Origin of the sequence: Kitasatospora sp. NPDC087315 (assembly GCF_044744345.1) — a bacterium.
Taxonomy (GTDB): domain Bacteria; phylum Actinomycetota; class Actinomycetes; order Streptomycetales; family Streptomycetaceae; genus Kitasatospora.
In genome coordinates, this window is the sequence record NZ_JBIUYD010000017.1 from 126,416 (window position 1) to 144,561 (window position 18,146).

Genomic DNA, 18,146 nt, shown 5'->3' on the forward strand with positions numbered 1-18,146 from the left:
GGGTGCGGGCTCCGGTGACGGCCGACCTCCTGGGACTGACTCCCGCATGTCGCACGGTGGGACGACTGCTGCAACCCTGCGGACATGGCGGGGCCGACGGCCTGCGACGGCGTGCCATCGCGCCCGGGACCAGGCGCGGTGGGGGTGCTGCCGACGACCCGCGGCGCCAGCCTGCGTCCTTCAAGTGCGCGAACACCTCGAAGACCTCCTCACCGGCATCCACGCCTGCCAGCTCCTCCACGAGGAATACGACGACCCCGACCACGAGGACGCCGATGCCGACGAGGCGGAGGACCGGAACGACGAACAGGCCGAACAGCACCCAGGACCGCAGCCGCGAACGCTTCGCCCACCTCGTCCCCGAAACCGCCGCCCGACACCGCGACCGGCTCACCTGACCCGCCACCGAGACCGCCCGCCCGGACACACGACGCATCCCCTCGACAATCACCCAGGGTGACAACGGAGGGCTCTGACCACCCGCTCCCCTCGGCGACTCCGCGTGACAGCCGTCGACCTGTCGGCAACCGCACGTTCACCCAGGCCGTCGGCGCCTGCCCCGCCGAACGTGATCCACAAGGCCGCGAGCCGCTGAAGGGAGCCGTAGGCGATCTGAGCGCAGGTCAAGGGATCACGCCAGGTCAGAGCTATGCCGTCATGCGGCGGGCCCGGTGCGGTGGGCTTCGATGAAGCCGGGGGCGCCGGGGCCGGCGGCGGGCGGGAGGGGGCGGGCGTGGGTGGTGGCGAGGTGGTCGAGGGAGGTGAGGTGGGTGGTCCAGCCGCGGGCGGCGAGCCAGTCGTGGGTGCCGGGGCCGAGGCCGCCCCGCCACAGTGCGGTGATGTGGGCGAGCGCCGGGTCCTGCGGGGTGCCGGTGACGTCGCGGCCCTGTTCCAGCAGCAGGCGGCTGCCGGGGGCGGAGAGCGCGCCGACGGCAGCGAGCAGGCCGGCCGCCTCGTCGGCGCTCAGGTAGACCAGCAGGCCCTCGGCCAGCCAGGCGGTGGGCCGCCCGGGGTCGAACCCGGCCGCGGTGAGCAGGGCGGGCCAGTCGGGGTCGACCAGGTCGGCGGCCAGCGGGACGCGTTCGCAGGCGGGGGCGGCGCCGAGCCCGTCCAGGACCCGCTGCTTGAAGGCCAGCACCGGGGCGAGGTCGAGTTCGAACAGTCGGGTGCCGGACGACCACGCGAGCCGGTGGGCGCGGGTGTCCAGGCCGGCCGCGAGCAGCACGACCTGGCCGGTTCCGGCGGCGAGGAGGCGGTCGTCGTAGAAGCGGGTGCGCAGGATGCCCTGGGCGACCAGGCGCCTGGCGAGAGGTCCGTGGGGCCCGTCGGGCAGCGGCATCCCGGCGGCGGCGACGAAGGCGGCGGCGTAGGGGTCGGTGAACAGCGGTTCGGGCCGGGCGCTCTCGTAGGCCCGCACCAGGGCGACGGACAGGGCGGTGCGGGACACCGGGCTCAGGGCCTCGGGGGTCTGGGGCGTCATGGCCGAGAATTTACATCGGCACCGATGCATCTGTGAAGATGTATTCTTTCGGGGTGGACGGCGTACGGCTTCTCAGACTCGGCAAGCGGCTGACCGAACTCGGCCGGGAGATGGTCACCGACCCGGCCTCGCAGACCCTCACCCCCGGCGAGGTCGCGGTGATCGCCGACGTGTTCGGCCACCCCGCCAGCTCCGTCCAGGAGATCCGGGTACGGACGGGCTTCGCGCAGAGCCACGTCTCCGGGTCGGTCGCGCGGCTGCGCGAACGCGGGCTGCTGGACGCGGCCGCCGACCCGTCGGACGGCCGGCGCACCCTGCTCACCGTCTCCGCGATGGCCCGCCAGGCCGTCCACGGCTGGGTCGCCGAACCGGTGGAACCGGTGATCGCCCGGGCGGTGCCGGACGATCAGCGGGCCCGCCGGGCGGTGGAACTGCTCGACGAACTCGCCACCCTGCTGCTGCCCTGACGCACCCCGGGCCCGGCGCACCGTCGGCCCGGTCGGCCGGGGGTCAGGGACGCCAGTAACCCTGGGCGCACAGACGGGGTTTGGGCACGGTCAGGTCCGGCGGACGAACTGGCCCAGGTACCCGGTGACGCGGTCCTGCACTTCCAGTCGGAGACGGTCTGGCTGGTACGGCTGGACGGCGAGCCGAGCCTGAGCGAGCACGGCGACATCTGGCCGCCGAGCCGCCTTGCCGCCATCTCCAGCCCCTACCGTCGAAAGAACTACGAGTTCTCCGATCAGGACTGAACGGCGACCACCGCCGCGGGTTGGTGAGCAGTGAAGAGTCGGCCCCGGCACCCCACCCACCGGGGCCGACCCCCATCTGGCCCCTTACCGACCTACGGTGACATTCTGGACCCCAAGAAGGCCAGAGCAGCTCACAGCCGCGTAGGCCCGATCGTCCGGAGGGTAGACCCCGTCCCACAAGGTCGAACCGCCAGCCGCTTCGATCACCCAACCCGGGTACAGGCGCCGCATCATGGCGGCCGTCCGCCCCAGGTCCGCCCCACCCACCTGCCCCAGGCGACGAGGCACGTCCCCGTCGGCGTACACCAGCAGACCAGTCTTCGCGCCCAAGGATCCTCCTTGCAGTGAAGGCGCGTTGGGGTCGCACCCTACTCACGAGCACCGACAAGAGGAGGCACAGCCGGCCGCTCGTTCAGGCATCCGCCACCGCGTAGCCGAGTAGGCCGGCACGCTCGGCCATCACCTCGAAGTCCGCCGCCGGATTGAGCGCACCGACCGTCCGAGGGTCCAGCGGGGCGCCCGCCAGGAGCGCGGCGACAGCCTGCCGGTCGACGGGCCGTTCGTAGTAGTCCTCCGCGTCACTGCAGACGGCCTCGGCACTGCCGTCGGTCAGCACCCCGAAGAGCCAACCAGCTCCATCGGACTCCCCGGGCTCGAAAACCACAGGACCGCACTGCCACGAGGTCGCGCCCGTCTCGCGCCAGGCACACACCGTCACGTCGAAGAAGCCCTCGAACTGCAGCTCCGGATCAGCCGGGTAGTGCGCCAGCGCGGCGGGCAGGCCCTCCAGCAGCCCAGGCCAGTGCGCCCTGGGCCACTCCCGCCACGGCGTGGCGTCGCATTCATGGTCAAAACCGTAGAGAAAGACCCCGGCCGGATCGAAGACGATCCCGTACAGATCACCGGAACCGTTCTCCATCGTGGCCAGGTCCACGCCCGCACGCCAGCCCGGGACATAGCCGTGCCTCGGGGCGAAGCCGTCGAGCACGATGTCGAGCAGCGCCAGCGCCCGGCAGCGGGCACGCAGGACACCGGGGTCGGGAAGCACAGTCACGAGCTCCTGAACGTTCATGACGGTCATTGAACAGGCCACCGCCGACAGCCGGACGATCGAGAGCAGTCTGCGCCTCAGGGCAGGAGCCCGGTCATGACATCAGCGGGGAGGGAAGGGTTGGCGGCGGCCGCCGTCACGACCTGCCAGTCCTCGTCGGCCAGAAGGCCGACGAGGACTGCGGAAGGGATCTCTGGACGCGCGGCGGCGACGCGGCGGGCCTGCGGGTCCGCCAGACATGCGAGAAGCGCCGCGAGCGAGGCGTTCGGGTGGCGGGCGACCTCCCGAAAGGCCTTGCGCGCGGAGACGGGCTGACGGGTCAGTCCCTCCAGGACGAGCGCGGTCGCGTCAGGGTTCGTGGCGGCCTTGGCGGCCACGCGGAGACCGTGACGGTCGATCATGGCGAGCAGCTGGTCCTCGGTGAGACCCGGGTGCGGGGCGATTGCTTTGAGGACCTTCGCGTCGCAGTCGCGGACGAGCATGTCGCGGATCGCGTCCGGCAGGTCCCGGCGCAGGGCGATCAGCATGCGCCGGGTCGGGTCGGCGGCCGTGGCGAGGTCGACAACCTCCGCAAGCGTGGCCGCAGCGATGCGTGGGAGCAGCGGAGAGCCGAGTTTGGTGGAGCGGGTGAGCTGTGCCAACACGTCCAGCGGCAGACCCGGATGGTGTGCGAGGGACCGCTGGACGTCGTGGCCGTGGTCCTGGGCCAGCCTGCGGACCAGGGCCTCGTCGATCGACGGGTTCTTCGCCAGTGCCGCGCGGACCCACGGCACAGGGTCCCCGGCCAGTTGCGCGTAGGCGTGCCGCGGCAGACCCTCGCGTGCGGCGACGAGTTCACGCAGCAGCGCCGACGGGTGGTCGGTGAACCGGGCCACGGCCGGCGCCGGGGTGGCCGCGTTGTGCAGCGCCTGCCACTGAATGTCGTGCACGGCGGACTGATGGGATCCATCACACGCGTCCCCGGGCAACAGCACGCAATCGCCATGAGGGCAGTCCGGCGCATGGACGAAGGGCACCTCCTACTGGTCGCAGACTCGGCAGAACCGCACCGCAGGCAGGCCTTCGCCGGTGAGCAGCGCCGCCAGCAGCTCCGCTGGCGTCGCCTCATTGCCGGCGACCGCGCGGCGGACCTCTGCATGCGGATGGCACGCGAGTTCGGCGGCCAGGTACGTCGGGGCCCATCGGGCGAGTTCGGCGACGACCCGGGTGCCGGGGTCGTCGGCGAGGCTTCGGGCCACGTCCGGCTGGAGCCCGGGACACGCGGCCAGCTTCTCCCGGTGTTCCACGCACGGATCTGCGGCAAAGTGCCGGGCCCACTGTGGCAGGCCGACCCCCTGGTCGAGCAGGGCGAGTGCGGCGAACGGCTGGGAGACCGGATCGACATCCTCCGGCTGCAGCCGGCAGCCGTAGGCGAGCTGGACGGCAACCGTGACAGATCGAGCTGCCAGCGCGCGGACCTGATCGCGGTCCAGGTCCGGACGCAGCGCCAGCTCACTTGCGAGCTCCTCGTCCGCAGCGTCGATCAGCCGGTCAACCAGGTCGGGCGGGAGGGCGGGGTTCACGGCGAGGCCGAGCAGCGCGGGATTCACAGTGCGTCATCCTGCTGTGCGCACCGCGGAGTGTCCCCTGAATTCTTTGCCCGCCCAGCCTTCCGCCGGCCAGCACCGGGAAGCAGTTCGTCCAGACGCTTGAAGCCGCTGGAGGTCCTGGGAAAAGCGTCGGCGCTCTTGGAAATGATCTCCGAGAGCGCGGACTGACGCACGCCGCGGATCCCGTCGTGGACGAGGCGTTCACCGGCCTCGAACACGAGCTGGGCATCACGGCCGCGTGCCGGCTGACCGGCCGCTCCCGGGCCACCCACTACCGCAGGCTGAAGCCGCTGCCCGTGCGCGGGCCCAGGCCGCCGCAGGTCCAGCCGTCGGCCCTGACAGCCGAAGAGCGTGATGCGGTATTGGAGTTGATGAACAGCCCCGAGTACGCGGAGCTGGCGCCCGCGCAGATCTGGGCCCGTGAGTTGGACACCGGGCGCTACCACTGCTCGGTCTCCACGATGTACCGGATCCTGCGCGAGCGGGGGCAGTCCGGTGAGCGCCGCCGCCGGGCCACCCACCCGGCCAAAACGGTGCCCGAACTGGTCGCCGACGGACCCTCCCAGGTCTTCACCTGGGACATCACCAAAGCTGCCGGCCCCAGCAAGGGCATCTGGTACCACGCCTACGTCATCATCGACATCTTCAGCCGCTACATCGTCGGCCACACCGTCGAGTCGGCCGAATCAGCCGAGTCGGCCGAGCGGGCGGAGGAGTTGATCCGCGAGGCCATCGCGCGCAACGGCATCGCCCCCGAGACCGTGCACGCCGACCGGGGCACCTCGATGACCTCCAAGAAGGTCTCCCAGCTGCTGATCGACCTCGGCGTCACCAGAAGCCACTCGCGTCCCAAGGTTTCCAACGACAACCCTTACAGCGAGGCCCAGTTCAAGACCACCAAGTACATGTCCGACCATCCCGAGCGGTTCGACTCCCTGGCCCACGCCCGTGAATGGTTCGACGCCTTCATCTCGTACTACAACCACGAGCACCGGCACTCGGGCATCGGACCCCACACGCCCGCCGGCGTCCACTTCGGCACCGCGGAGGAGATCCGCGACCAGCGGGCCGTCACCCTCACCGAGGCCTACCCACGGCACCCCGAACGCTTCGACCGCCGCCCCAGACCACCCGAGATCCCGAAGACAGCGTGGAGCAACGACCCCGCCAAGCGCAGGGAACCCGCACCACAAACCTCATAACGCCACGACCGTCTCACTGGACTTGAAATCTTCCGCCCCGGCGCTGTTCCGGACTGTCGCCGGGACGGTGCCATGGTCGCTCTCCCGCAGTGAGCCAGCGCAGACGCCCGTCTTTGGGAGAGGTCCGGCAGAGACAACGCGCTCACTCCGTGAGGAAAAGGTCGCCCTTGCGGAGGTTGCACATCCAATGGCTCAGCTGGACGTTGTCGCTGGTGTGATCGCCACCCGCAGTCACCGGCACCCGGTGGTCCAGGGTCGCGCACCACATGTCGGGCCATGACAAGGCCGGGTCAACTGCGGTGTGGCAGATCTGGCAGACCCAACCGTCTCGTTCGAAGATCGCCTGCGGGTCCAGACGCTCGATCTCGCCCTCCTGCCCGAGCCTGCGCATGCGGCTGGCGTAGCTGCTGGCCGCTGCGCTGATGCGCTTGAGCCGCTGGGAGCGGGCTACGTACGCGGGGGTCCACAGCGTGGGGATGTCCTGGAAGCCGCAGACGTGGGCCGTCCAGGTGTACTCGTTGCCGTCCTGGTCGATGTCGCGGATGATCTCCTGGTACCAGCGCCAGGTCCGCCCGCGGGCTTCGAAGGGCGTGTATGTGTCGACCTTGTGCAGGCCGAGGTACTGGCCCAGGAGGAGCGACGTCGGGGTGCCGCTCTCATCGACCTCGTAGAAACAGGTCGAGCCTGTTTCCTCGTGCAGGGCGAACACCACGCGGTCGAGCCGCCAGTGGTCCGGTGCTCCTGCGGTGACCTGCCAGGGAATATTCTCCGGCAGCAGGACCGACAGCGGCAGGTAGACGGTGCGAGAACCGTGGCGCTCGACGAGATCGCCCGGCTTGGGCGAGTAGCCGAGAAACTCATACGGAAATGGCGAGTCCTGAGGCAGGGTCCGGAACACCTGGGGTCCACGCGACGGTTGGGGATCCGGGGCGTTCACGGTCGGTGGGCTGACCTCGCCCCGTTCGATCTGCCGGTTCAACCGACGATTGAGCGTAGCGTTGCACCGGGGCGAGCACACATGGCGGTCCCGCTGCTTCCAGTGAGCGGTCGGCGCTATGGCCTCCCCGCACAGCCTGCACGGCTCCCCTCCTTTGGCGCGGCTCTCGGTCTTCAGAACCTCGTCGCGCCACTGCCAGTACTCGCTGTCGTTCCCCACGCCGCCATGTCCTTCCGTCGACATACCGGCTCGACTGTAGACGAACCAGATCGGCATCGTCCGACTACCCTCTCCCTCCGCAACCGGCCCAACCGTCGTCGCGTTGTCCGCCAGCGCCTCCAGTCACAGCGAGTAGCAGTGATCCGACGCCCCTTCAGCAAGAGGTGCATCCGGCGCCCGACGGCCGTGCCCTCGGGCCCACCGGCCAGTCCGGCCGTCGCGGGCGAATCCGGGTCAACCACCCACCAGCCACGGAGGTGATCTTTGCTCGGCGCGTCATGGTGAGCGCGCGCTCTGCCGGCACGCCAGGCGAATCGCGAACCCGGGATCACTCACGGAGAGCGTGGCGCTACCGGATGAGCAGGGCAGACCTGAGCCCGGGCTCGCGAAGGTGTGCGAGGAGCCGGGAGTCGTCCTCGAAGACGATCTCGGCGGCGGGATCGAGCGCCTGATGCAGCATCGCCTGCACGACATCGGCCATCGGCTGTTCGTTGACGACCCTGGCCCACTGGTCAGCTGCTTCGTGGTCGCCCTGGGCCGTGGCTGCGGCCCACTGGGCGACGCAGGCCTTCGTGACGTGGTAGGCGTTCACCCTGCCCTTTGCCAACAGGCCTCGGTTGAGGTCGAACACGTCGATGGTGGCCTGGCCCCTGGGCGTGAGCGGGTGGTACCTGCCGACTGCCAGGACAGGCGCAGGTGCGGTGTCGGATCCTCGGCCGTGGGGTCGATCAGCAGTGGGTTCCCGCCTTCGTCGAGCGGGAAAGCGGCACCCTTCAGGTGGCTGTTGCACAGCGAGCAGGCGAGGAGGTGGTTGGTCCAGTCGAAGGCGCGGATCGGACGCCGGTCGATCGGCTCGAAGTGGTCGATGTCGGTGGCCTGGTTGTCTCCGCAGTACATGCACCGCTCCCGCCCGGCCGCCATGTCGGCGAGGAGATCCCGCAGCGGCGCGTGCACGTGGCGTCGCACCGTGGTGTTCTTCCAGAGCTGTCGCGCCTTGGTCTCGGGTTCCGGGGCCAGCACGATCTCGGATGTGCACTCGGCCATGCGGGAGCGCGGCGGTTCGGGCAGGGGAAGCCGCCGGATCCGGATCACACGACGTGCCCGGTCAGGGAGTACAACCGAGCCGCGACCTCGTCGACCCGGGCAGAGGGGGAACTGGTCAGTGTCCGCTTCAGCAGGCGGTACCGTTCCCGCTCGTCCTCGCCGGCCTCACCGGACACGATCTTCATCTCCAACGCGACCAGGAGCGCCCGGGCCTCGTCCGCACGCTGCGAGTACGGGGTGTCGAGACCGAAGAGCTCGGACAGCACCGCATCGTCGCCGCTGCCGAACACCACCCGGTCGTACAGGTCGGTCCCGACGACCTGGGGAGCCTCATCGACGTCGGGGCCAGGCAGGCGGATCAGCCCTGCGGGGTCGGCCGCCTGGCAGATGTAGGGGCTGTGGGTGGTAACCAGGAACTGGACCAGCGGGAAGTGCTGCTTGAGCCACCCACCGATGCGTTTCTGCCACGACACGTGCAGGTGCGCGTCGATCTCGTCGATGATCACGACACCGGGAACGGTCACGACGGGGTGGCCACTGTCGCGTTCGACGTGGATGGCGCCGTAGGTGTCGTGGAGTTGCTTGAGGATGTCAACGACGAGCGCGGCAACGGTGCGGTAGCCGTCACTCATCTCCCGAAGGGCGAACGACCGGCCGTCGTGCGCCACCCACAGGCCGTCGGAGTCGACGTCCCCGATGGTGTACTCGGTCCGGCGATCTCCTCGCGGGACGATACCTCGTCGCCCGGCTTCGCGAACACCGTCTGCCGGCACTGGCCATCGAGGATCCCGGCTACGCCGAGTTGACCGTCCACTCGACCGCCCCCGACCCGGACGACGTGATCGAGCGTGTGAAGCAGTGGGCGTCCGGCCACCGACCGCAGGACGGGCAGTAGCGGCAAGAGACGGCAGGGCTGGGTGCAGGCTGCGGCAGTGTCGCGAAGCGGCCGGGCGCCACCGCCACAAGGACTCGACCAGGTCGGGGAAGTACGAGGTCACGTGGTCCCTCGGGAGACGTTCGTGCCTTCGTGGTCACGCCTGAGCAGATCCGGGCGAAGCGATGGGGTCGTGCATGCGTCCGGGCAGTTCGCTCCAGTCGTGGAGTGCGCCGTGGATCAGGTTCTCGAACTGGGCTCTGCCCTCATTGACGAGGAGGTCCTTCAGGCAGGCGCAGTCCTGCATCGGGCCGCCGCCGGTGAAGCAGACGAGGATGCCGGCGGCTTGGAGGCCGCGTGCCGCGGCGGCGACCTCGTACCCGAACGGCAGGGGTACCCGGCCGGCCAGTTCCCGGGCGAAGACCTGCTCGATCCGGGGTCGGCCCAGGGCCGCCCACAGTCGGCCGATGACGGCACCGACCATGCCGTGCAACGACTTCCTGCCGTCTAGCAGCGCCCGGGCAAGCGTTGCAAGGGCCTCGCAGCCCCTCCCCCGCTGCTGTTCGAGGAGGGCGTTCCAAGTCGACTCGCTCGCGTACCGCAGCGCCTGGGAGACGATCACGTCGTTGCCGCCGCCGGAAACGAGTTCGACGCAGACCTGCGCCGCGCCGTCCGACTCCGCCCGGCTCACCACCCGCGGTGCGGGCCGCTGCGGACGGCGTTGGACCGGGATCACGGGGGTTCTCGGCGCGGGGGTGGGAGCGGGTCGCGTGCTTCGGGAGGGGCGGTTCACCGTGGCGGCGGGACGGCGGGTCCTCGTGCCGGTGGGATGGGGCTGGGAGGAGTTCGTGGCTCGTCGCGGCGACGGGTCGAGGGGGCGTCTGCCGCCCGGGAGGCCCTGGTGCTGGTGGCATCGCAGGCCCTGCTGCCGCACCCGGTTCCTGCAGAGCCTTCCGTCCTTCTTCATGGCACGGCACCTGTTGACCATTCACAGAGAGTGACCGGTCGAACACCTTCGAGCAAGGCGTCAAAGGTCCCACCGGATCGATCGAGTCATCCCCGGCGGACCCTGCGGCCAGTGCGATCGGGACGTGGTTGCACGATGTGGCTGCCCACGGGTCTTCGGGTGCCGAACGAGACTGCCCTGAACTGTTCGGCCATCCGTTCGCAAGGCGCTGCTGTGCGGGAAGCCGACAAGGCGAGGTGTCGGGCCCGGGAGCTGCCTCCGGCGGTCCTTCTCCGACCGAAGCAGCGGTGGAGCCGGGGCACCTCGCGCCTCGGCCCCACCGTTCTACGTGGAAGTGAATCGTTCAACGACGGAAGTCGCGGTGCGGGTCGCGGGTCTTCACGTTCCCGAACGGTTCGAACCAGGCCGCCACGCGCAGGTCGCCCATGCCGATCTGCCGGTTGGTCTCGCCGTCCGGGTCCTCGATGCCGTCGAACCGGGCGCTGTAGAGCATCAGTACGTCGGTGTCCTGGAAGAACATGTCCGTGCAGGCGCCGAAGTCGTAGTCGTCGCGGTCGACCGGCAGCGCGGCGTGGACGGCGTCCTCCTTGTCGTCGAGTTCGTCCTGCAGGTCGCGGGCGTCGTCGAGGGCGAAGTGGAGGGCGAGGTTGAAGAGTGATTCTGCGGCGGCCGGCCAGGTTCCGGCGCGCACGTGGGCCACCGCCTGCCGGAGGGAGGCCGCCGGCGCATCAGGGAGTCGTCCGCACAGGTCCTCGACATGTTCCTCCAACGGGGCGTCGGAGCCCGAACGCAGAGCGCGGAGCAGTTCGGCGGCTCATTGGGCGAGTTCGGGCTCGCGGCAGGTGAGGACGGCCTGGAGCGAGTCCGGTCCGTCCTGGTGGCCGACGAGAGCCAGAACGCGGCTCTTGCTGGCTGTGTGCTCGCAGAAGAAGTCGCGGAGCGCAGCGGTGAGATGGTGCTGGGGCATGCGGAGGACTCCGGAGGAAGGGGCGCGGGCAGGTGGTGCCGCACAGGCGTGGAGTTCCGCTGGTGGACGCGCTGCTGACGCGTCCCCGGACGGTGGTGAAGGCGATCGACCGTGGCTGGTTCCGCCGATGCTGTCGGCGGCCCGGACCTGGGTCCGCCATCACCGTACCCGACGGCAGCACCCGTGTCCGCTTCGAAAGCCGGATCGGTCCCGTCTGTTGAACCGTAGACCGGCCTGTTGACCTGGTTGTCCGATCCATGGAGCAGGATGGGCCTGACCATTCGTGTCTGGGGAGGAACGTACGGCATGACCACCAACAGCTCACGGCTGCCTGTGGAGTTCCTGGTCGCTGTTGCAGCCGGCGCCGACGCCGGGTCGGCTGCGGCCCGGATGGCTGCCGAGCAGGCCCGCGCATTGGCAGATGACCGGCAGTACGCGCGTCTCCTCGAAGCACTGCTCACGAGACCTTTTCGGGACGAGGCGCCTGACTGGCTCTTGGAAGCGGCGGTGACGAGCGGCCTGCGGAAGGCGGAGTCAGAGCCCGAGTACCTGGTCGGGACGGCGATCGAGCTGGTGGCTCTCGCGCTTGCCCATCCCGAGTGCGGGGATGCCCTTCGAGACAGTGCACTCCAACGTTGCACGGCCAGCCAGCTCGGTTCTCTCGGTACCGCCGGCCGGTCGCCGGTTCTGTACAAGGCCGTCGCCTCCGAGCTGCGCAGGCGGGTACCTCAGCGTCCGTTCATCACACCAGCCCTCCTCAAGGAACCGACACCCGCCCAGCTGGTCCTGCGGACAGAACACCTTCACGACGACGTGTTCGACACCGCGGTCTCGCTGCTGCCCGATGCGCCCGACTACAGCGATCACGACAACGAGAACTCCGACGCCTGGTGGGAGCGGACCAAGCAGGCGTTCGCCGCCTGGGAGACCATGTGGTCGGGGGTCCTCAAGCGCCACCCCGACCGGCACTCCCAGCTCGTCGTCCGCACCGAAGGAACCGACGCGCACCGCGTCATCATGGACCAGCTGCTCGGCAGCCTGCCGTGGATGGTCGAGCCCAGCCTGCTCAAGCGGATCGCCTTCGAGGATCTGGACCGCTTCGCTCGGGCCAGGTTGGTGGCCCGGGTGTGCCGCGTCCTCCAGGAAGGCTCCTCACCGGAGGAAGCCCGGAAGCACTTCGCTGCCGAACTCGCCACCCTCGGCGAGGAGGGCCGCGAACACATCGAGCATTACCTTGAGGACAGCGGTCGCCGGGCCAGGTGGGGCATGGGCGCCGCCGTCTCGTGGGCTTCCCACGCCGCAGAGGGGCGGTGGCGCCTGGTACTCAACCCCGCCGAGGCCAAGCCCTCGTACGGCGATCCCTACACCTGGCTCACGCCCGCGGATGAACTCACCGAACTGGGACGGCACTTCGCCGATGTGGCGGTACAGGCGCTCCAGACCTGGCAACCGAACGGCTCCCTCGGCATCAGCCAGGCAGCCGACCTCCGCTGGGTCCATGCCATGCTGCTCCACCTGCCCGACGTGACACCTGCCGTCAAGAAGACGGTCCAGTCGATGATCCGCGATGCCCGGCGCGGCCAGACCCGTCCCAGGTCCTACGACTACACGGCCCAGGAGGACCACCGGCAGTTCACCGAACTGATCGCTGCAATCAGCCGGATCGTCACCGATCCGCTCCCCCAGACATCCGCCACACGACGCGCGGCCCTCGGCGATCCCGCACAGGTGACGCCCCGCGCCCTCTCCGCCGTCGCCGCGAACGTCCTCGACGAGTACCTGGACCGGCATGCCGGCGACGACGAACTCGTCGAGAAGGCACTGCTGTCGTTCGCGCACAGTGGCTACGGGTACGACCGCTCCTTCCCCGATGTCCTCGCACGCCACACAAACCCGCGGCAGGCAGTCCACACGCTGACTCACGGACTACGGAGCAGGCTCGGCGGGAATCCCGCCAACCGCGAAGCCTGGGCCCGGCACGTTCTCGCTCTGCCCGACTGCCCCGACGAAACCGTCCTCGCAATGCCGGCCTGGACCGCACTCAAAGCGAAGGGAAGCCACTACGACACCATCCACCCCACCGTGGTCGCCCTGGTCGTCGGCATACTCGGCGACGACGACCACGTTTGGCAACGGCTTGCCGACAGCCCGATCAGCTCCTCCGGCCCGAACGCCTGGCTCCGCCTCGGCGACATCCTCACGGCCGCAGCAGAGGGAACGGCATGGCCGAAGCCGCCCACCGCCCGGTGACAGATCCAGGCGGCCCCGAGGCAGGCTGGCCTTACGGCAGTACCGAGCCGGTCCGAGTACGCAGGTCAAGCACTACCCGGCCATACACCGCCGTGCCTCGTCGTCCCATCGTCCTCGAGGTCGGCAGTCCTGAACTCGGAGACCTGGGCGGCCGCGTGCAGCACAGCAGGCCGTCCTGCTGAGCTGCGAGGACGCCTCCCCTGTCCAGGTCGCCGCCGCCGACCGGTCGCGGGCCGGGCGGCGCGCCGAGAGCGGGCGGCGATGTGTACGAGGTCGATGGGTGGACGGGTATCCAAAGGCTTGATCAGGTACCGGGTGCGTGCGCTCCGCGATCGTGGCATGTCTACCAGCGCCCGCTGAAGGGTTCGGCGGTGGACGCGTTCGAGCCCGAGATCCGCGAGCTGCTCAAGGCGACCCCGACGATGCCGGCCACGGTCATCGCCGAGCGGATCGGCTGGGAACGCGGGATCACGATCCTCAAGGAACGGGTGCGCGAGCTGCGGCCCGCACGCCATGGCGCTCGACACCGAACCGAACACGATTCTGGAGGGCGGGCCCGCGAACGGCCTGCCGGAGCACGAGCGGGTCCGGTTCCTGGACGCGGAGCAGCACGTCCTCAAGCTGCCGCGCGGGAACCGGTACGAGCACTTCCGACGCTCACACCGGACGGTGCGTCACGAGGCCTCCGAGTCGCGTGTGTTCGAGTGGACGGGGTCCACCCGCCCGGCCGAGTAGCCCGGAGGGCGAAGGGGCGGGCGAGCGACCAGGACAGTCGAAGGCGCGAGCGGACTGGCGGAGGCCGGGCCTCAGAGGTCCCCGGCGCCCACCGCTGCCTGCTCCCGGTCGTAGGAGTCGCGCGAGCGGGCGATGGCGTCGCGGTGGCGCTCCGCCCAGGCGGTGAGGCCCTTGAGGGAGGCGTAGAGCTCGTCGGCCATCTCGGTGCCGCGGTACTCCACCTTGGGCGGCACGGTCGCGTAGACGGTGCGCTCGATCAGTCCGTCGCGTTCGAGGTTCCGCAGCGTCAGAGTGAGCATACGGCGACTGATTCCGGGTACGGACCGTTCGAGTTCGGTGAAGCGGACCGGGCCGTGGCTGAGGTTGAGCAGGATCCCGATCGCCCACTTGCCGCTGATCCGGTTGAGCGCCTCCAGGACGGTGCACGCCTCGCGGGCGGGGGCCGGGTCGCCGCCGGCCTCCTCGATGTCCTCGATCACATCGCTGTTCCCCAGGAACATGAAAGTGCCTCCTTACGGTGGACTTGATGGTCACACATGATGGTCGCTGTAACAAGAAGTGCCCTCAGGGAGCGCGGGCGCCACCGGGCGCCCCTCCCGGGCCGTTCCCGAAGGACTCCTCCGATGACCACGCAAGCCCCGCCGTCCCTCCAGCCTTCCAGGTCACGCTGGTTGGCGCTGGGGGTCCTCTGCACCGGCAACCTGATGATCATCCTCGACGGTTCGATCGTGACCGTCGCCCTCCCGACCATCCAGACCGACCTCGGCTTCACCCAGTCCGGCCTGGCCTGGGTGGTCAACGCCTACCTCATCGCGTTCGCCGGGCTGCTGCTGCTCTCCGGCCGGCTGGGCGACCTGCTGGGCGGCAAGCGCGTCTTCAGCGCGGGCCTGGGCCTGTTCACGGTGGCCTCGCTGGCCTGCGGCCTGTCCTCCTCCTCGACGACGCTGGTGGCGTTCCGGTTCATCCAGGGGGTCGGCGGGGCGCTCGCCTCGGCCGTCGTCCTGGGCATGATCATCACCCTGTTCCCCGACGCCGGCGAGCGCGCCAAGGCACTGGCGGCGTACGCGTTCGTCTCCGCGGCCGGCGCCTCGCTGGGCCTGATCCTGGGCGGCGTGCTGACGCAGAGCTTCAGCTGGCCGTGGGTGTTCTACGTCAACGTGCCGATCGGCCTGGTGGCGCTCGTGCTGACGCAGAGCGTGGTGCCCGGCGGGAAGGGACTGGGACTGCGCGAGGGCGCCGACCTGGTCGGTTCGGTGCTCGCCACCGGCGGTCTGATGCTGCTGGTCTACACGATCGTCAAGGCCGAGGAGTACACCTGGGGCGACGGCCGCACGCTGGGCCTGCTGGCCGGCTCGCTGGTGCTGCTGACCGGCTTCGTGGTCCGCCAGGCGTACGCGGCCAAGCCTCTGCTGCCGCTGCACATCTTCCGCTCCCGGGCGGTCTCCGGCGCCAACGGCATCATGGTCCTGATGGTCGCCGGCCTGTTCGGCTACCAGTTCTGCACCGCGCTGTACTTCCAGAACGTCCTGGGCTACGACGCACTGAAGACCGGGCTCGCCTTCCTGCCCGCGCCGGTCACCATCGCGATCGTCTCGCTGGGCTTCGCGGTCAAGCTGAACCAGAAGTTCGGGCCCCGCCGGGTGCTGGTCGTCGGCCTGCTGCTGGTGGCCGCGGCGCTCGCGCTGCTGGCCCGGGTGCCGAGCGACGGAAGCTTCCTCGCCGACATCGTGCCGCCGTTCGTGCTGCTCGGCCTCGGCTTCGGCGCGGCCATGCCGGCGCTGATCGGCCAGGCCATGTCGGTCACCTCGCCCAACGACGCCGGCATCGCCTCCGGCCTGGTGAACACCACCCAGCAGGTCGGCGCCTCGATCGGCACCGCCGTGCTCGCCACGGTGGCCGCCTCCCGCACCGCGACACTGCTCGGCAAGGGCGACAGCAAGGTGGCGGCGCTCACCGGCGGCTTCCACCTCTCCTACGGGCTCAGCGCCGTGTTCGTGGCGGTCGGCGTCCTGGTGGCCGCCTTCGTCCTGCGCAGCCCCGCGGACGGTGCCGAGAGCGCCCCCGGACCGGACCTCAAGTCTGCGGATTCCCCCGTGCCGCACATTTGACGGTCCCCGTGCGGCCGTTCCGGAAGGCCCCCCGGAACGGCCGCACCACCCTGACGGCGCGCACCGCCGCCGGGGCCGCACCGCACCGCACTCCGCACCACGTCAGAGCACGCCGGCCGAGCACACCCGCGAGCGTCCCGCCGCGAAACCCGCGGGCCCCGGAAAGGGCCCGCATAGGGGGACGGTCAGGGGGGTCGGATCCGGACGGAGCCAGCAGACTCGTCGCATCGTCCGCGGCCGGGGCCATCAGCGCCTGCCCCGCGGGGTGGGCGGGCCTTACGCCGCCCACCGTTCCCCCGCCTCGCGCAGGATCGAGAAGGACCCATGTACACCAGACGCCGTTTCCTCCGTCTCCCGGTCACCCTGACCGCCGCCGCCGTCATCGGCCCCGCCGTCCTCACGGCCTGCTCCGACTCCTCCGCCCCGCCCTCCGCGAAGAGCGGCGGCGGCACCCTGCGCTACGGCGCCGCCGTCGAACCCGACAGCTGGGACCCGCACGCCGCGTCCACCGCCGTCACCGGGCGGCTGCTGCGCCCGGTGCTGGAGTCGCTGGTCGCGATCGCCCCGGACGGGACCGTCAAGCCGTGGCTGGCCGATTCGTGGGCGGTCTCGCCCGACGGCCTCACCTACACCTTCACCCTGCGCACCGGCGTGACCTTCAGCGACGGCACCCCGTTCGACGCGGCGGCCGTGAAGGCGAACTTCGACCACGTCACGGCGGCGAAGACGGCGTCCAAGCGGGCGGCCGGCCTGCTCGGCCCCTACAAGGAGACCGAGGTCGTCGACCCGCGCACGGTGGCCGTGCACCTGACCGCCCCTCACTCCTCGTTCCTCGGCTCGGCGGGGAGCACCTTCCTCGGCTTCCACTCCCCCGTCGCGCTGCGCGACCACGCGGGCGACCTCTCCTCCGGCGGCGCGTTCGTCGTCGGCACCGGCCCGTTCACCTTCGAGTCGGTGACGCCGGGCCAGCAGGCGGTGTTCAAGCGCCGGCCCGACTACAACTGGGCCCCGCCGACCGCCGCCCACCAGGGGCGGGCGAAGCTGGAGAGCATCGTCGTGCTGCTGCTGAAGGAGGACGCCTCCCGGGTCGGCGCCCTGACGTCCGGTCAGGTCGACGCCGCCGAGCTGATCCCCGCCAACCGGCTGGCCGGCCTGCGCGGCCAGAACGGCGTCCAGGTGGTCCGCAAGGCGGTCCCCGGCGTCCCCTACACCTACTACCTCAACACCGCCCGCGCGCCGTTCGACGACCCGCGCGCCCGGCAGGCCGTCCGGCACGCCATCGACTTCGCCGGGATCGTCAAGGGCATCTTCCAGGGCGAGTACGAGCAGGCCTGGGGGCCGCTGGCGCCCTCCACCCCCGGCGCCGAGCCGTCGTTCGCCAAGCCGGCCTGGGAGTACAGCAAGGAGAAGGCGGAGAAGCTGCTGGACGAGGCCGGCTGGACCGGGCGGGACGCCGAGGGCTACCGCACCAAGGACGGCAAGCGCCTCACCGCCGAGCAGCCGTACGTGCAGACCTTCGTCTCGGCCCAGAACCACACCTTCGACGTGGGCGTGCAGGACGCGCTGAAGCAGGTCGGCATCGAGCTGAAGCTGGTGCCGCTGGACTCCGCAGGCTCCACCGGGCGCACCGGCAAGGGCGACTACGACGTGTTCGCCTTCGCCTGGCAGGGCTCCGACCCGAGCCTGCTGGGCAGCCTCTACCACTCCAAGTCCCAGTTCGGGGGCGGCGGGGCGAACGGCAGCCGGGTCAAGGACGCCGAGATCGACGGCTGGCTGGACCAGGCCGAGGCGACCGTGGACGCCGCGCAGCGAGCCGAGCTGTACCGCAAGGTCCAGCGGAAGATCGTCGAGCAGGCGTACTCCTTCCCGGCCTACATCGCCACCATGGACGTCGCCCGGCACGGCAAGGTGAACGGGCTGGTCCTGGACGTCGACGCCAACCCCGACTTCTACGGCATCGGGGTGGCCTGA

General features: G+C 70.3%; 20 protein-coding genes and 1 pseudogene. 8 read left to right on the forward strand and 13 right to left on the reverse strand.

What is annotated here, in order from left to right:
* Nucleotides 1-655: 655 nt before the first annotated feature.
* Nucleotides 656-1,480, reverse strand: coding sequence for an SAM-dependent methyltransferase (locus ACIO5D_RS24390; protein WP_400797716.1), 825 nt, complete (start codon nt 1,478-1,480; stop codon nt 656-658).
* Nucleotides 1,481-1,518: 38 nt separating this feature from the next.
* On the opposite strand from ACIO5D_RS24390, the gene ACIO5D_RS24395 reads away from it, so the two are divergent.
* Complete coding sequence (locus ACIO5D_RS24395) at nt 1,519-1,947, forward strand: MarR family transcriptional regulator (RefSeq protein WP_400657631.1); 429 nt, start codon at nt 1,519-1,521, stop codon at nt 1,945-1,947.
* Between the two features lie 108 nt (nt 1,948-2,055).
* Nucleotides 2,056-2,232 (forward strand): SitI3 family protein, encoded by a 177-nt coding sequence (locus ACIO5D_RS24400; protein ID WP_400797801.1) that lies wholly within the window; start codon nt 2,056-2,058, stop codon nt 2,230-2,232.
* Nucleotides 2,233-2,316: 84 nt separating this feature from the next.
* Here ACIO5D_RS24400 and ACIO5D_RS24405 read toward each other — a convergent pair whose 3' ends face one another.
* From ACIO5D_RS24405 to ACIO5D_RS24420, 4 genes are all read right to left on the reverse strand, one after another.
* Entirely contained in the window at nt 2,317-2,538 is a 222-nt protein-coding gene (locus ACIO5D_RS24405) for a DUF6928 family protein (RefSeq protein WP_400758926.1), read from the reverse strand.
* A 106-nt stretch (nt 2,539-2,644) separates the two neighbouring features.
* The gene (locus ACIO5D_RS24410; RefSeq protein WP_400797719.1) at nt 2,645-3,313 is read right to left on the reverse strand and encodes a hypothetical protein; all 669 of its coding nucleotides are present in this window, start codon (nt 3,311-3,313) and stop codon (nt 2,645-2,647) included.
* Between the two features lie 47 nt (nt 3,314-3,360).
* Nucleotides 3,361-4,212: a hypothetical protein gene (locus ACIO5D_RS24415; RefSeq protein WP_400797722.1), complete on the reverse strand. Its 852-nt coding sequence runs from the start codon at nt 4,210-4,212 to the stop codon at nt 3,361-3,363.
* A gap of 90 nt (nt 4,213-4,302) precedes the next feature.
* Nucleotides 4,303-4,872, reverse strand: coding sequence for a hypothetical protein (locus ACIO5D_RS24420; RefSeq protein WP_400797725.1), 570 nt, complete (start codon nt 4,870-4,872; stop codon nt 4,303-4,305).
* Nucleotides 4,873-5,060: 188 nt separating this feature from the next.
* On the opposite strand from ACIO5D_RS24420, the gene ACIO5D_RS24425 reads away from it, so the two are divergent.
* Nucleotides 5,061-6,074, forward strand: coding sequence for an IS3 family transposase (locus ACIO5D_RS24425; protein ID WP_400797728.1), 1,014 nt, complete (start codon nt 5,061-5,063; stop codon nt 6,072-6,074).
* A 142-nt stretch (nt 6,075-6,216) separates the two neighbouring features.
* On the opposite strand, the gene ACIO5D_RS24430 is transcribed toward ACIO5D_RS24425, so the two are convergent.
* The 7 genes from ACIO5D_RS24430 to ACIO5D_RS24460 all read right to left on the reverse strand — a co-directional run bounded on the left by ACIO5D_RS24430 (nt 6,217) and on the right by ACIO5D_RS24460 (nt 11,082).
* Nucleotides 6,217-7,287 (reverse strand): HNH endonuclease, encoded by a 1,071-nt coding sequence (locus tag ACIO5D_RS24430; RefSeq protein ID WP_400797731.1) that lies wholly within the window; start codon nt 7,285-7,287, stop codon nt 6,217-6,219.
* A 292-nt stretch (nt 7,288-7,579) separates the two neighbouring features.
* A complete protein-coding gene (locus tag ACIO5D_RS24435; RefSeq protein ID WP_400797734.1) occupies nt 7,580-7,822 on the reverse strand; it encodes a hypothetical protein in 243 nt (80 codons plus the stop codon).
* The gene (locus tag ACIO5D_RS24440) at nt 7,819-8,274 is read right to left on the reverse strand and encodes an HNH endonuclease (RefSeq protein ID WP_400797737.1); all 456 of its coding nucleotides are present in this window, start codon (nt 8,272-8,274) and stop codon (nt 7,819-7,821) included. Before ACIO5D_RS24440 ends, ACIO5D_RS24435 begins: the two co-directional genes overlap by 4 nt.
* Nucleotides 8,275-8,318: 44 nt before the next feature.
* Nucleotides 8,319-9,272 (reverse strand): AAA family ATPase, encoded by a 954-nt coding sequence (locus tag ACIO5D_RS24445; RefSeq protein WP_400797739.1) that lies wholly within the window; start codon nt 9,270-9,272, stop codon nt 8,319-8,321.
* A gap of 33 nt (nt 9,273-9,305) precedes the next feature.
* Nucleotides 9,306-9,884, reverse strand: a complete 579-nt coding sequence (locus ACIO5D_RS24450) for a hypothetical protein (RefSeq protein WP_363614084.1) — start codon at nt 9,882-9,884, stop codon at nt 9,306-9,308.
* 574 nt (nt 9,885-10,458) lie between these two features.
* Entirely contained in the window at nt 10,459-10,806 is a 348-nt protein-coding gene (locus ACIO5D_RS24455) for a hypothetical protein (protein ID WP_400797742.1), read from the reverse strand.
* A 123-nt stretch (nt 10,807-10,929) separates the two neighbouring features.
* Nucleotides 10,930-11,082, reverse strand: a complete 153-nt coding sequence (locus ACIO5D_RS24460) for a hypothetical protein (RefSeq protein WP_363614080.1) — start codon at nt 11,080-11,082, stop codon at nt 10,930-10,932.
* A gap of 306 nt (nt 11,083-11,388) precedes the next feature.
* Between ACIO5D_RS24460 and ACIO5D_RS24465 the strand changes: the two genes are divergently transcribed.
* The 3 genes and pseudogenes from ACIO5D_RS24465 to ACIO5D_RS24475 all read left to right on the forward strand — a co-directional run bounded on the left by ACIO5D_RS24465 (nt 11,389) and on the right by ACIO5D_RS24475 (nt 14,067).
* Nucleotides 11,389-13,332 carry a hypothetical protein gene (locus tag ACIO5D_RS24465; RefSeq protein WP_400797744.1) on the forward strand — a complete coding sequence of 648 codons (1,944 nt, stop codon included), beginning with the start codon at nt 11,389-11,391 and terminating at the stop codon, nt 13,330-13,332.
* 344 nt (nt 13,333-13,676) lie between these two features.
* A pseudogene (locus ACIO5D_RS24470) lies at nt 13,677-13,838 on the forward strand (IS21 family transposase); the annotation flags it as partial.
* 7 nt (nt 13,839-13,845) lie between these two features.
* Complete coding sequence (locus tag ACIO5D_RS24475; RefSeq protein ID WP_363614074.1) at nt 13,846-14,067, forward strand: DUF5988 family protein; 222 nt, start codon at nt 13,846-13,848, stop codon at nt 14,065-14,067.
* 71 nt (nt 14,068-14,138) lie between these two features.
* Here the strand turns inward: ACIO5D_RS24475 and ACIO5D_RS24480 are convergent, their stop codons facing one another.
* A complete protein-coding gene (locus ACIO5D_RS24480; protein WP_400758884.1) occupies nt 14,139-14,567 on the reverse strand; it encodes a winged helix-turn-helix transcriptional regulator in 429 nt (142 codons plus the stop codon).
* Nucleotides 14,568-14,690: 123 nt separating this feature from the next.
* On the opposite strand from ACIO5D_RS24480, the gene ACIO5D_RS24485 reads away from it, so the two are divergent.
* On the forward strand, nt 14,691-16,175 hold the full coding sequence (locus tag ACIO5D_RS24485; RefSeq protein WP_400797747.1) for an MFS transporter: 1,485 nt from the start codon (nt 14,691-14,693) through the stop codon (nt 16,173-16,175).
* Between the two features lie 324 nt (nt 16,176-16,499).
* A complete protein-coding gene (locus ACIO5D_RS24490) occupies nt 16,500-18,146 on the forward strand; it encodes an ABC transporter substrate-binding protein (protein ID WP_400797749.1) in 1,647 nt (548 codons plus the stop codon).

Coding starts and splice junctions, on each gene's coding strand:
- ACIO5D_RS24390 (WP_400797716.1), bottom strand. CDS start 1,480: ATGACGCCCCAGACCCCCGAGGCCCTGAGCCCGGTGTCCCGCACCGCC.
- ACIO5D_RS24395 (WP_400657631.1), top strand. CDS start 1,519: ATGTATTCTTTCGGGGTGGACGGCGTACGGCTTCTCAGACTCGGCAAG.
- ACIO5D_RS24410 (WP_400797719.1), bottom strand. CDS start 3,313: ATGACCGTCATGAACGTTCAGGAGCTCGTGACTGTGCTTCCCGACCCC.
- ACIO5D_RS24430 (WP_400797731.1), bottom strand. CDS start 7,287: ATGCCGATCTGGTTCGTCTACAGTCGAGCCGGTATGTCGACGGAAGGA.
- ACIO5D_RS24440 (WP_400797737.1), bottom strand. CDS start 8,274: ATGGCCGAGTGCACATCCGAGATCGTGCTGGCCCCGGAACCCGAGACC.
- ACIO5D_RS24460 (WP_363614080.1), bottom strand. CDS start 11,082: ATGCCCCAGCACCATCTCACCGCTGCGCTCCGCGACTTCTTCTGCGAG.
- ACIO5D_RS24465 (WP_400797744.1), top strand. CDS start 11,389: ATGACCACCAACAGCTCACGGCTGCCTGTGGAGTTCCTGGTCGCTGTT.
- ACIO5D_RS24475 (WP_363614074.1), top strand. CDS start 13,846: ATGGCGCTCGACACCGAACCGAACACGATTCTGGAGGGCGGGCCCGCG.
- ACIO5D_RS24480 (WP_400758884.1), bottom strand. CDS start 14,567: ATGTTCCTGGGGAACAGCGATGTGATCGAGGACATCGAGGAGGCCGGC.
- ACIO5D_RS24485 (WP_400797747.1), top strand. CDS start 14,691: ATGACCACGCAAGCCCCGCCGTCCCTCCAGCCTTCCAGGTCACGCTGG.
- ACIO5D_RS24490 (WP_400797749.1), top strand. CDS start 16,500: ATGTACACCAGACGCCGTTTCCTCCGTCTCCCGGTCACCCTGACCGCC.